This window comes from Streptomyces sp. A0642, assembly GCF_004795105.1.
In the GTDB taxonomy this organism is placed as follows: Bacteria; Actinomycetota; Actinomycetes; order Streptomycetales; family Streptomycetaceae; genus Streptomyces.
In genome coordinates this window covers 26,103-38,534 of record NZ_SSBL01000038.1, presented here as the reverse complement: position 1 = coordinate 38,534, position 12,432 = coordinate 26,103, and the positions used below count along the sequence as shown (strand labels likewise).

Here is a 12,432-nt window from a genome sequence, read left to right as displayed (position 1 = left end):
CCCGAAGGGGAGCACGATGGCCACCAAGCCGCCCGCAGGAGACCCGGTCCAGGACGCACCCCAGGTCGGACCGGCCCCGCACTCCGCCGCCGGGCTCCCCGCCGTCGTCCACAGCCTGCGCATCGCCCAGCAGCAGATGGGCGTCCGCCGCACCGCCCAAACGCTCCTCAAGGTCAACCAGAAGGACGGCTTCGACTGCCCCGGCTGCGCCTGGCCCGAAGGCGACAAGCGGCACACCGCGGAATTCTGCGAGAACGGCGCCAAGGCCGTCGCCGAAGAGGCGACGCTGCGCCGCGTCACCCCGGACTTCTTCGCCGCGCACCCCCTCGCCGACCTCGCCACCCGCAGCGGCTACTGGCTCGGCCAGCAGGGCCGCCTCACGCAGCCCATGTATCTGCCCGAGGGCGCGGACCGGTACGAGGCCGTGACCTGGGAGCGCGCCTTCGCCGTCATCGCCGAGGAGCTCCGCGCCCTCGCCTCACCCGACGAAGCCCTCTTCTACACCTCGGGGCGCACCAGCAACGAGGCCGCGTTCCTCCTCCAGCTGTTCGCCCGCGAATTCGGCACCAACAACCTCCCCGACTGCTCCAACATGTGCCACGAGTCCTCGGGCTCCGCGCTCACCGAGACCATCGGCGTGGGCAAGGGCTCCGTCTCCCTGGAGGACCTCCACCACGCCGACCTGATCATCGTCGCCGGACAGAACCCCGGGACGAACCACCCCCGGATGCTCTCCGCCCTGGAGAAGGCCAAGTCCGCGGGAGCGAAGATCATTTCGGTGAACCCGCTGCCCGAGGCCGGACTCGAACGCTTCAAGAACCCGCAGACCCCCCACGGCATGGTCAGGGGCACCGCCCTGTGCGACCTGTTCCTCCAGATCCGCATCGGCGGCGACCAGGCCCTCTTCCGGCTGCTCAACAAGATGATCCTCGCGACCGACGGCGCCGTCGACGAGGCCTTCGTGAGCCGGCACACCCACGGCTACGAGGAGTTCGCCGCCGCCGCGGCGGAAGCGGACTGGGAGCAGACCCTCGCCGCGACCGGCCTGGAGCGCACCGCCATCGAAGAGGCCCTCGCCATGGTCCTCGCGTCGAAGCGCACCATCGTGTGCTGGGCCATGGGCCTCACCCAGCACAAGCACTCCGTGCCGACCATCCGCGAAGTCGTCAACTTCCTCCTGCTGCGCGGCAACATCGGCCGGACCGGTGCCGGAGTCTGCCCCGTCCGCGGCCACTCCAACGTCCAGGGCGACCGCACCATGGGGATCTTCGAACGGCCGTCGGCCGCCTTCCTCGACGCCCTCGACAAGGAATTCTCCATCACCTCGCCGCGCCACCACGGCTACGACGTGGTCCGCTCCATCCGCGCCCTGCGCGACGGCGAGGCCAAGGTCTTCTTCGCCATGGGCGGCAACTTCGTCTCCGCCTCCCCCGACACCGACGTCACCGAGGCCGCGATGCGCAACGCACGCCTCACCGTCCACGTCTCGACCAAGCTCAACCGCTCCCACACCGTCACCGGCGCCCGGGCCCTGATCCTGCCCACCCTCGGCCGCACGGACAAGGACATCCAGGCCGGCGGCAAGCAGTTCGTCACCGTCGAGGACTCCATGAGCACGGTGCACGCCTCCCGCGGCAACCTCACCCCCGCAAGCCCCCACCTGCTCTCCGAACCCGCCATCGTCGCCCGCCTCGCCCGCGCCGTGCTCGGCCCCGCCTCCGCCACCCCCTGGGAGGAGTTCGAGAAGGACTACGCGACGATCCGCGACCGCATCTCCCGCGTCGTCCCCGGCTTCGAGAACTTCAACCAGCGCATCGCCCACCCGGACGGATTCACCCTCCCGCACGCCCCCCGCGACTCCCGCCGCTTCCCCACCGCCACCGGCAAGGCCAACTTCACCGCCGCCCCCGTCGAGTTCCCCGAACTCCCCGAAGGCCGCCTCCTGTTGCAGACCCTGCGCTCCCACGACCAGTACAACACCACCATCTACGGCCTCGACGACCGCTACCGCGGCATCAAGGGCGGCCGCCGCGTCGTCCTCGTCAACCCCGACGACGCCACCGCCCTCGGCCTCGCCGACGGCGCCTACACCGACCTCGTCAGCGAATGGAAGGACGGAACCGAACGACGCGCCCCCGGCTTCCGCGTCGTCCACTACCCCACCGCCCGGGGCTGCGCCGCCGCGTACTACCCGGAGACCAACGTGCTGGTCCCCCTGGACTCCACCGCCGACACCAGCAACACCCCCGCCAGCAAGTCCGTCGTCATCCGCTTCGAGAACATGCGCTGACGCCCCGGGCGGGCAGCCCTAAGCGCCCGCTCAGGCGTCTGATAAGAACAGTGCACACAAGAACGTGCACACACCAGCGAACCACCGCAGACGATCGGAGCCGGACCCATGGGCGAGCACACCGCACCCACGTTCCCCCAGGAGATCATCGACGAGTACGCCACCCTCGGCGTCGACCTGCCCTCCCTCTTCTCCGCAGGCCACCTCGGCGAACGCATGGGCGTCACGATCACCGAGGCCTCCGCCGACCGCGTCGTCGCCACCATGCCCGTCGAAGGCAACACCCAGCCCTACGGACTCCTGCACGGCGGCGCCTCCGCCGTCCTCGCCGAGACCCTCGGCTCCGTCGGCGCCATGCTCCACGGCGGCGCCACCAAGATCGCCGTCGGCGTCGACCTGAACTGCACCCATCACCGAGGGGTACGAAGCGGCCTCGTCACCGGCGTCGCCACCCCCGTACACCGCGGGCGCACCACCACCACGTACGAGATCGTCATCACCGACGAACAGGACAAGCGGGTCTGCACCGCCCGCCTCACCTGCCTCCTGCGCGACCTCCCCACAAGCGACGCCTCCTGACCGCCCGCCACCCCGCCCCACCCCTGCCCGGCCGGACCCCGAACCCGGCCGGGCAGTGCCATACCCGGACGCAACCACCCCCGCACACACAGAACTTGCACAACACCGGCGGGCAACACCCTTGACCACCCCGCGCCTTCCATGGCCCACTCATCAGCCACGCCCGGCCTGCCCACCGCCACACCGCGTCGACCGCACCGCCCCGGCCGTAACACTGCGTAAACAAAACCGCAACGCGCACCCGCCCGACGCAGCCCAGACATCCGGCCCCGCAGGCACCGGGCCCTCAGGCGCGCCTCCAGCGCCTCACCGCACCCCCGCCGCGCGACAGCACCAAGATCCGCTCAAGCCCCTTGACAGAGCTGCGCGTTCTCAGCATGTGGTCACTTCACCGTCCAGCAAATAGCCGTACATATCCACACAGCCACCTCAAGCCTTGCTCAAGGGCATAACAAGACAGTCACATCCTGCTCCACCCCCATCCCCCACCCCCACCCCTGCCCTTAGAGTCACCGCCAGTCACCGCGCCGCCGGGCGCGTCTGCAGCACGGCCCTGTACCAACCAGTACGGCCCGGCGAACGACACGGCACCTCAAGCAGAGGAGGCCGCGCCAGGGAAAGGACTTTTCGTGCGACACCGTTCTTTGCTCATCCTCACCACAGTGCTCACCACAGGAGCACTGACGCTCACCGCCTGCGGGTCGCGCGACGACGACAAGAAGGGCAGCAGCGGCGGCGACACCCAGACCGTCGTCATCGGCGTCGACGCCCCGCTGACCGGCGACCTCTCCGCCCTCGGCCTCGGCATCAAGAACTCCGCCGACCTCGCCGCCAAAACGGCGAACAAGGACAAGACGGTCCCGGGCATCACCTTCGAGGTCCAGCCCCTCGACGACCAGGCCCAGCCCTCCGTCGGCCAGCAGAACGCCACCAAGTTCATCGACAACAAAAAGGTCCTCGGCGTCGTCGGACCGCTGAACTCCGGCGTCTCCCAGTCGATGCAGAAGCCGCTCAACGACGCCGGCCTCACCCAGATCTCCCCCGCCAACACGGGCACCGAGCTCACCCAGGGCGACAACTGGAAGACCGGCGACAAGAAGCGCCCCTTCAAGACCTACTTCCGCACCGCCACCACGGACCAGATCCAGGGCGCCTTCGCCGCGAAGTACCTGTACAACAACGCGAAGATCAAGCAGGTCTACCTCATCGACGACCAGAAGCCCTACGGCGCCGGTCTCGCCGCCTCCTTCAAGGCGACCTTCACCGGCCTCGGCGGCAAGATCGCCGGCTCCGACCACGTGAACCCCGACGACCGCGACTTCAACGCCGTCGTCACCAAGGTCAAGAAGTCCGGCGCCAAGGCCGTCTACTACGGCGGTGAGTACCCCGCCGGCGCCCCCCTGAGCCAGCAGCTCAAGGACAGCGTCCAGATCCCCCTCATGGGCGGCGACGGCATGTACAGCGCCGACTTCATCAAGCTCAACAAGAAGGCCCAGGGCGACATCGCCACCTCCGTCGGCAAGCCCGTCGAGGAACTCGACTCCGCCAAGACCTTCATCGCGAACTACAAGACCGCCGGATACAAGGACGCCTACGAGGCCTACGGCGGCGGCACCTACGACGCCACCTGGGCGATCATCGAGGCCGTCAAGGCCGTCGTCGCCGCCAACGACGGCAAGCTCCCCGACGACGCCCGCGCCAAGGTCCTCGACGCCGTCGGCAAGGTCAGCTTCCAGGGCGTCACCGGCCCCGTCGCCTTCGACGAGTACGGCGACACCACCAACACCATGATGACCGCCTACCAGGTCGACGGCGGCAAGTGGGTCTCCAAGCTCAGCGAGGCCTACAAGCCGTAACACGCTCCCGGTCATCCACTGACTGACACCAGACCGCGCGGGAGCGCTACGAGCACTCCCGCGCGGTGCCATATCCGAACCACTCCACGGAGGCCCTGCGGTGCACGAACTGCCGCAACAGCTGGCCAATGGACTCATCCTCGGCGCGATGTACGGACTCATCGCGATCGGATACACGATGGTCTACGGAATCATCCAGCTCATCAACTTCGCCCACGGCGAGATCTTCATGATCGGAGGCTTCGGAGCTCTCACCGTGTACCTCTGGATGCCGGCCGGCTCCAACCTCCTCGCAATCGTCCCCCTCATGATCATCGGCGGCGTCATATGCTCCGTCGCCATCAGCGTCGCAGCCGAACGCTTCGCCTACCGGCCCCTGCGCACCGCACCCCGGCTCGCCCCGCTGATCACCGCGATCGGGCTCTCCCTCGCACTCCAGCAAGCCATCTGGAAGTGGTACCCCAACGCCACGAAGGACCGCCCCTTCCCCCAGTTCAAGGGCGAAGCCTTCGACGTCTTCGGCACCCACATCCAGCGCGGTGACCTCTTCGTCCTCATCGCCGCACCCGTCTGCATGATCGCCCTCGGGCTCTTCGTCTCCAAGACCCGCTCCGGCCGCGGCATGCAGGCCACCTCGCAGGACCCCGACACCGCCAAGCTCATGGGCATCAACACCGACCGCATCATCGTCATGGCCTTCGCCATCGGTGCCGCGTTCGCAGCCGTCGCCGCCGTCGCCTACGGGCTCAAGAACGGCCAGATCGGCTTCAAAATGGGCTTCATCATGGGCCTCAAAGCCTTCACCGCCGCCGTACTCGGCGGCATCGGCAACATCTACGGCGCCATGCTCGGCGGAGTCGTACTCGGCGTCGCCGAATCCCTCGCCACCGGCTACATGAGCGACGTCCCCGGCATGGACCTCTTCGGCGGCGGCGCCTGGAAGGACGTATGGGCCTTCGTCCTCCTCATCGTCGTCCTGCTGCTCCGGCCCCAGGGCCTGCTCGGCGAACGCGTCGCGGATCGGGCGTGATACGGATGACCACCCAGAAAGCACTCATCCCGCTGCCCGCACCGATCGCCCGCATCGCCACCGCCGCGGGCGCGGCCATCGCACTCGCCGGCACCTTCCTCCCCTGGACCTGGACCTCCGAATTCCCCGGCGACCTCACCGTCACCGGCTACCCCGGCGGCCTCCAGATCCTCACCCTCACCGGCGCGATCCTCACCCTCCTCTTCACCCTCACCGGATACGGCATCCGCGGACTCCGCTGGCTCACCCCCGGCGGCACCAACAGCCCCGTCCGCCTCCTCGCCCTCGGCACCCTCGGCGTCACCGGCTACACCATCGGCGCCATCACCTACGAACTCGGCGGCGCGGTCAACCTCGAACCCGGAGCCTGGGTCAGCGGCATCGGCGCACTCATCGCCGTCCTCGCCGCCCTCGCACTCCCCAGCGACGAACCGCTCCCCGCCGACGGACCCCCCGCGAACGCCTGGCAGCGCTTCCGCAACAGCCTCGCCGCACCCTCCGTCGGCCGCGCCAAAGCCCTCCCGGCCTGGGCCGAGATCCTCGTGATCGCCGGCGCCTTCGGCGTCGCGCTCTACATCTTCACCTTCTGCGTCGACATCCCCACCGAGGAATCCGAACAGTTCATCGGCTTCCTCATCACCGCAGGCTTCGCCTTCACCGCACTCACCCGGGCCGGACTCATCGCCCGCATCACCGCGCTGACCACGAAGCACCGCAACGTCACACTCACCGCAGCCCTGGCCGCAGCCTTCTGCTTCCCCTTCACCCAGGACACCGCGGAATACGCCCTCATCGGCGCGAACATCCTCATCTTCGCCACCGTCGCACTCGGCCTCAACGTCGTCGTCGGCCTCGCCGGCCTCCTCGACCTCGGCTACGTCGCCTTCCTCGGAGTCGGCGCCTACACCGCCGCCCTCGTCTCCGGCGCACCCCTCTCCGCCATCGGCATCCAGTTCCCCTTCTGGGCCGCCGTCCTCACCGGAGCCGTCGTCTCACTGATCTTCGGCGTCCTCATCGGCGCCCCGACCCTGCGGCTGCGCGGCGACTACCTCGCCATCGTGACCCTCGGCTTCGGAGAGATCTTCCGCGTCACCGTCAACAACCTCAACGGCAACAGCGGACCCGACCTCACCAACGGCTCCCAGGGCATCCCCAGCATCCCCGACCTCAACCTCTTCGGATTCGACTTCGGCCTCAGCCACGACGTCGGCCCCTTCACCCTCAGCAGGCCCGCCAACTACTACCTGCTGATGCTCGTCGTCACCGCCGTCGTCGTCCTCGTCTTCCGCCGCTCCGGAGACTCCCGCATCGGCCGCGCCTGGGTCGCCATCCGCGAAGACGAAACCGCAGCCACCGCCATGGGCATCAACGCCTTCCGGCTCAAACTGCTCGCCTTCGCCCTCGGCGCCACCCTCGCCGGACTCGCCGGCACCGTCCAGTCACACGTCAACTACACCGTGACACCCGAGCAGTACCAGTTCGCCGGCTCCGTACCCCCGAACTCCGCCTTCCTCCTCGCCGCCGTCATCCTCGGCGGCATGGGAACCCTCAGCGGACCCTTCGTCGGCGCCGCACTGCTCTACCTCATCCCGGCCAAACTGCAGTTCATGCAGGACTACCAGCTCTTCCTCTTCGGAGTCGCACTCATCCTCCTGATGCGCTTCCGCCCCGAAGGCCTGGTCGCCGACCGCCGGAAACAACTCGAATTCCACGAGAACGACGAACCCGTCCTCGTACCCGAACCACGGCAGTCCGAAGAAGCCGACGCCGGCATCACCAAGGCGGGGGCGTGACCACCATGACCACCACCACGAAGACCGCGACCACCGTCCTCGACGCCAACGGCGTCACCATGCGCTTCGGCGGCCTCACCGCCGTCCGCAACGTCGACCTCACCGTCAACGCGGGCGAAATCGTCGGACTCATCGGCCCCAACGGCGCCGGAAAAACCACCTTCTTCAACTGCCTCACCGGCCTCTACGTCCCCACCGAGGGCAAGGTCAGCTACAAAGGCACCGTCCTGCCCCCCAAGCCCCACCTCGTCACCAAGGCAGGCATCGCCCGCACCTTCCAGAACATCAGGCTCTTCGCCAACATGACCGTCCTGGAGAACGTCCTCGTCGGACGCCACACCAGGACCAAGGAAGGGCTCTGGTCCGCACTCCTGCGCCTCCCCGGCTTCACCAAAGCCGAGAAGGCCAGCCACGAACGCGCCATGGAACTCCTGGAGTTCATCGGCCTCCAGGACAAGGCCGACCACCTCGCGCGCAACCTCCCCTACGGAGACCAGCGCAAGCTCGAAATCGCCCGCGCACTCGCCAGCGACCCCGGCCTCCTCCTCCTGGACGAGCCCACCGCCGGCATGAACCCCCAGGAAACCCGCGTCACCGAAGAGCTCATCTTCGCCATCCGGGACCAAGGCATCGCCGTCCTCGTCATCGAGCACGACATGCGCTTCATCTTCAACCTCTGCGACCGCGTCGCCTGCCTCGTCCAAGGCGAAAAACTCGTCGAAGGCACCCCCTCCGTCGTCCAGAGCGACGAACGCGTCATCGCCGCCTACCTCGGCACCCCCTTCGAAGGCGCCCCCGGCGCCGAAGAAGTCGCCGAAGTCGAAGCGGCGGAAGCAGTGGCCGGCACCGGCACCGACACCGGCACCGGCACCGGCACCGGCACCAAGAACACCACCACCGAGGAGGAGGACACCCGATGACCGCACTGCTCGAGGTCGAGGACCTCCGCGTCGCCTACGGCAAGATCGAAGCCGTCAAGGGCATCTCCTTCACCGTCGACGCCGGCCAGGTGGTCACCCTCATCGGCACCAACGGCGCCGGCAAAACCACCACCCTGCGCACCCTCTCCGGACTGCTCAAGCCCATCGGCGGACGCATCCTCTTCGAGGGCAAACCACTCGCCAACATCCCCGCACACAAGATCGTCGCCCTCGGCCTCGCCCACTCCCCCGAGGGCCGCCACATCTTCCCCCGGCTGACGATCACCGAGAACCTCCTCCTCGGCGCCTACCTCCGCAACGACAAAGCAGGCATCGAGAAGGACATCCAACGCGCCTACGACCTCTTCCCCATCCTCGGGGAACGCCGCAAGCAGGCCGCCGGAACCCTCTCGGGCGGCGAACAGCAGATGCTCGCCATGGGACGCGCCCTCATGTCCCAGCCCAAGCTGCTCATGCTCGACGAGCCCTCCATGGGCCTCTCCCCGATCATGATGCAGAAGATCATGGAGACCATCGTCGAACTCAAGGCCTCGGGCACCACGATCCTGCTCGTCGAGCAGAACGCCCAGGCCGCCCTCTCCCTCGCGGACCAGGGCCACGTCATGGAGATCGGAAAGATCGTCCTCTCCGGCACCGGAGCGGACCTCCTCCACGACGAGTCCGTCCGCAAGGCGTACCTCGGCGAAGACTGATCCCGTACGAAGAAGGCCCGTGCCCCGGACGTCCGGGGCACGGGCCTTCTTCGTGTACGCGTACGGGTGCGGGTGCGGCTACTCGGCCGCCCGCTTCTTCTCCTCGGCGTCCTCGATCAGCGCCTCCGCCAGCTGCTGCATCGACAGCCTCCGGTCCATCGACGTCTTCTGGATCCACCGGAACGCCGCCGGCTCGGACAGGCCGTAGTCCGTCTGCAGAATGCTCTTCGCCCGGTCCACCAGCTTGCGCGTCTCCAGCCGCTGCGACAGGTCCGCGACCTCGCTCTCCAGCGCCTTCAGCTCCGCGAACCGCGACACCGCCATCTCGATGGCCGGCACCACGTCGCTCTTGCTGAACGGCTTCACGAGGTACGCCATCGCCCCGGCGTCCCGGGCCCGCTCCACGAGGTCGCGCTGCGAGAACGCCGTGAGCATCAGGACGGGCGCGATGGACTCCTCGGCGATCTTCTCGGCGGCGGAGATCCCGTCGAGAATCGGCATCTTCACATCGAGGATCACCAGGTCCGGCTTGTGCTCCCGCGCCAGCTCGACGGCCTCCTGCCCGTTCCCGGCCTCACCGACGACCGAGTACCCCTCTTCTTCGAGCATCTCTTTGAGGTCGAGGCGGATGAGCGCCTCGTCCTCGGCGATGACGACACGGGTCGTCAGCGGCGGGACGTGCGACTTGTCGTCGTCGGCGACGGGCTGGGGCGACTCGGGGGTGGTCACGGGGCTCCTTGGTCAAGACAGGGGTGCTGCTCCCAAGAGCCTACCTAGTTACGGTATGTTTGAGGCACGGAGGGTCTCGCACATCCTTCGTTTCGAAGGGGCCCCGGTAGCCCAGCGGTAGAGGCCATGGATTCAAAACCCATACAGCGTCGGTTCGAATCCGACTCGGGGCACTTCTCCTTCGATTCCAAGGGTGATGTACATTTTGACGATCTTCACCCTTGCTGATGAACACACGCCCATCATGAGCACGCGCCAGCGAGAGTCGCACAAGACTCCAGCACATGGGACAGCACAATCCGTCGATACGTGACGAAGCACTTGCCCTCCTGAGGGGCGGGAGCACAAATCGAGCAGTAGCAGAGCTCCTCAATGTGCCCCGCGGAACAATCGGGTGGTGGCTGCACGAGGACCGCAAGCGGCGTGGAATTCAGTACGTACAGCCGACTGACTGCCCGATCTGCACCGGCCGTGACTTCGATCGCAGCGCCTACGCCTACCTGCTAGGGCTCTACCTGGGCGACGGCCACATCATCTCCAAACAGAAACAACATCACCTGTCGATCTTCTGCGGCGAGGTGCACCCAGGCCTGGTCGATGAAGCCGAATGGGCGATCCTCCAAGTAATGCCCACGCCACGCACGGGCCGACGCCATAGAAACGGCTGCGTCGAGGTCAAGTCCTTCACAAAGCACTGGACGTGCCTTTTCCCCCAGCACGGCCCCGGCAGGAAGCACGACCGCCTCATCGCCCTCGAACCCTGGCAACAGGACATCGTCGACGCCCACCCCTGGGACTTCATCCGGGGCCTCATCCACTCCGACGGATGCCGGAACATGAACTGGACCACCAGGACAGTCGGCGGCGTAAAGAAGCGATACGAGTATCCGCGGTACTGGTTCACCAACGTTTCGGATGATATCCGGCGGCTCTACACCGACACCCTCGACAAGCTCGGCATCGAGTGGACGCACTGCACTCGCGCGGGCAAGGAGTACAACATCTCCGTCGCCCGACGGGCGTCCGTAGCGCTCATGGACGCACACGTCGGGCCGAAATACTGAGAGCAGCCCTACTTCGGACTGTCGTCCTCGCCGATGTGGTGCACGCGCACCAGGTTCGTCGAGCCCGCGACACCGGGCGGGGAGCCTGCGGTGATGACCACGACGTCGCCCTTCTGGCAGCGGCCGATCTTCAGCAGCTCCTCGTCGACCTGCGCCACCATCGCGTCCGTCGAGTCCACGTGCGGGCCCAGGAATGTCTCCACGCCCCAGGTGAGGTTGAGCTGGGAGCGGGTGGCCGGGTCCGGGGTGAAGGCCAGGAGCGGGATGGGTGAGCGGTAGCGGGAGAGGCGCTTGACCGTGTCGCCGCTCTGGGTGAAGGCGACCAGGAACTTCGCGCCGAGGAAGTCGCCCATCTCCGCTGCCGCGCGGGCGACCGCGCCGCCCTGGGTGCGGGGCTTGTTGCGGTCGGTCAGCGGTGGGAGGCCCTTGGCGAGGATGTCCTCCTCGGCGGCTTCGACGATGCGGGACATCGTGCGGACCGTTTCGATGGGGTACTTGCCGACGCTGGTCTCGCCGGAGAGCATCACGGCGTCCGTGCCGTCGATGACGGCGTTGGCGACGTCGGAGGCCTCGGCGCGGGTGGGGCGGGAGTTGTCGATCATCGAGTCGAGCATCTGGGTGGCGACGATGACCGGTTTGGCGTTGCGCTTGGCGAGTTTGATGGCGCGCTTCTGGACGATCGGGACCTGTTCCAGGGGCATTTCGACGCCGAGGTCGCCGCGGGCGACCATGATGCCGTCGAAGGCGGCGACGATGTCGTCGATGTTGTCGACGGCCTGGGGCTTCTCGACCTTCGCGATGACGGGGAGGCGTCGGCCTTCTTCGTCCATGATGCGGTGGACGTCCTCGATGTCGCGTCCGCTGCGGACGAAGGAGAGGGCGATGACGTCGGCGCCGGTGCGCAGGGCCCAGCGGAGGTCTTCGATGTCCTTTTCGGAGAGGGCGGGGACGGAGACGGCGACGCCGGGGAGGTTGAGTCCCTTGTGGTCGGAGACCATGCCGCCTTCGATGACGGTGGTGTGGACGCGGGGGCCGTCGACTTCGGTGACTTCGAGGGTGACGCGGCCGTCGTCGACGAGGATGCGTTCGCCGGCGGTGACATCGGTGTGGAGGCCGGTGTAGGTGGTGCCGCAGGTGTGGCGGTCGCCTTCCGTGGGTTCGACGGTGATGGTGAAGTCGTCGCCGCGTTCAAGGAGTACGGGACCTTCGCGGAAGCGTCCGAGGCGGATCTTCGGGCCTTGAAGGTCGGCGAGGATGCCGACGCTGCGTCCGGCTTCGTCGGATGCCTTGCGTACGTGGTGGTAGCGGGTTTCGTGTTCGGCGTAGCTGCCGTGGCTGAGGTTGAGGCGGGCGATGTCCATTCCCGCGTCGACCAGGGCTTTGATCTGGTCGTATGTGTCGGTGGCGGGTCCTAGTGTGCAAACGATTTTGGCTCGGCGCATGGTTCGAGCCTAGACC

At 67.5% G+C, this 12,432-nt stretch carries 10 protein-coding genes and 1 tRNA gene; 9 read left to right on the top strand and 2 right to left on the bottom strand.

Annotated elements, in window-relative coordinates; translation table 11 throughout:
* The first annotated feature begins 16 nt into the window (after positions 1–16).
* The 7 genes from E6R60_RS34115 to E6R60_RS34085 all read left to right on the top strand — a co-directional run bounded on the left by E6R60_RS34115 (position 17) and on the right by E6R60_RS34085 (position 9,181).
* Positions 17–2,290: an FdhF/YdeP family oxidoreductase gene (locus E6R60_RS34115; protein WP_136330597.1), complete on the top strand. Its 2,274-nt coding sequence runs from the start codon at positions 17–19 to the stop codon at positions 2,288–2,290.
* A 108-nt stretch (positions 2,291–2,398) separates the two neighbouring features.
* The gene (locus tag E6R60_RS34110; RefSeq protein ID WP_136330596.1) at positions 2,399–2,869 is read left to right on the top strand and encodes a hotdog fold thioesterase; all 471 of its coding nucleotides are present in this window, start codon (positions 2,399–2,401) and stop codon (positions 2,867–2,869) included.
* Positions 2,870–3,513: 644 nt separating this feature from the next.
* Complete coding sequence (locus E6R60_RS34105) at positions 3,514–4,725, top strand: branched-chain amino acid ABC transporter substrate-binding protein (RefSeq protein WP_136330611.1); 1,212 nt, start codon at positions 3,514–3,516, stop codon at positions 4,723–4,725.
* Positions 4,726–4,825: 100 nt separating this feature from the next.
* A complete protein-coding gene (locus E6R60_RS34100; RefSeq protein WP_136330595.1) occupies positions 4,826–5,755 on the top strand; it encodes a branched-chain amino acid ABC transporter permease in 930 nt (309 codons plus the stop codon).
* 5 nt (positions 5,756–5,760) lie between these two features.
* Positions 5,761–7,548: a branched-chain amino acid ABC transporter permease gene (locus E6R60_RS34095; protein ID WP_136330594.1), complete on the top strand. Its 1,788-nt coding sequence runs from the start codon at positions 5,761–5,763 to the stop codon at positions 7,546–7,548.
* Between the two features lie 5 nt (positions 7,549–7,553).
* Positions 7,554–8,468 (top strand): ABC transporter ATP-binding protein, encoded by a 915-nt coding sequence (locus E6R60_RS34090; RefSeq protein ID WP_206309589.1) that lies wholly within the window; start codon positions 7,554–7,556, stop codon positions 8,466–8,468.
* Positions 8,465–9,181: an ABC transporter ATP-binding protein gene (locus E6R60_RS34085; protein WP_136330592.1), complete on the top strand. Its 717-nt coding sequence runs from the start codon at positions 8,465–8,467 to the stop codon at positions 9,179–9,181. Before E6R60_RS34090 ends, E6R60_RS34085 begins: the two co-directional genes overlap by 4 nt.
* Before the next feature lie 78 nt (positions 9,182–9,259).
* Here the strand turns inward: E6R60_RS34085 and E6R60_RS34080 are convergent, their stop codons facing one another.
* On the bottom strand, positions 9,260–9,910 hold the full coding sequence (locus E6R60_RS34080; protein ID WP_136330591.1) for a response regulator: 651 nt from the start codon (positions 9,908–9,910) through the stop codon (positions 9,260–9,262).
* A gap of 100 nt (positions 9,911–10,010) precedes the next feature.
* On the opposite strand from E6R60_RS34080, the gene E6R60_RS34075 reads away from it, so the two are divergent.
* Positions 10,011–10,083: transfer RNA gene (locus E6R60_RS34075), tRNA-Leu, on the top strand.
* 111 nt (positions 10,084–10,194) lie between these two features.
* Positions 10,195–10,974: a helix-turn-helix domain-containing protein gene (locus E6R60_RS34070; RefSeq protein ID WP_136330590.1), complete on the top strand. Its 780-nt coding sequence runs from the start codon at positions 10,195–10,197 to the stop codon at positions 10,972–10,974.
* An 8-nt stretch (positions 10,975–10,982) separates the two neighbouring features.
* Here the strand turns inward: E6R60_RS34070 and pyk are convergent, their stop codons facing one another.
* Positions 10,983–12,416 (bottom strand): pyruvate kinase, encoded by a 1,434-nt coding sequence (pyk, locus tag E6R60_RS34065; RefSeq protein ID WP_136330589.1) that lies wholly within the window; start codon positions 12,414–12,416, stop codon positions 10,983–10,985.
* Between the last annotated feature and the right edge of the window lie 16 nt (positions 12,417–12,432).

Coding starts and splice junctions, on each gene's coding strand:
- E6R60_RS34110 (WP_136330596.1), top strand. CDS start 2,399: ATGGGCGAGCACACCGCACCCACGTTCCCCCAGGAGATCATCGACGAG.
- E6R60_RS34115 (WP_136330597.1), top strand. CDS start 17: ATGGCCACCAAGCCGCCCGCAGGAGACCCGGTCCAGGACGCACCCCAG.
- E6R60_RS34090 (WP_206309589.1), top strand. CDS start 7,554: ATGACCACCACCACGAAGACCGCGACCACCGTCCTCGACGCCAACGGC.
- E6R60_RS34095 (WP_136330594.1), top strand. CDS start 5,761: ATGACCACCCAGAAAGCACTCATCCCGCTGCCCGCACCGATCGCCCGC.
- E6R60_RS34085 (WP_136330592.1), top strand. CDS start 8,465: ATGACCGCACTGCTCGAGGTCGAGGACCTCCGCGTCGCCTACGGCAAG.
- pyk (WP_136330589.1), bottom strand. CDS start 12,416: ATGCGCCGAGCCAAAATCGTTTGCACACTAGGACCCGCCACCGACACA.
- E6R60_RS34070 (WP_136330590.1), top strand. CDS start 10,195: ATGGGACAGCACAATCCGTCGATACGTGACGAAGCACTTGCCCTCCTG.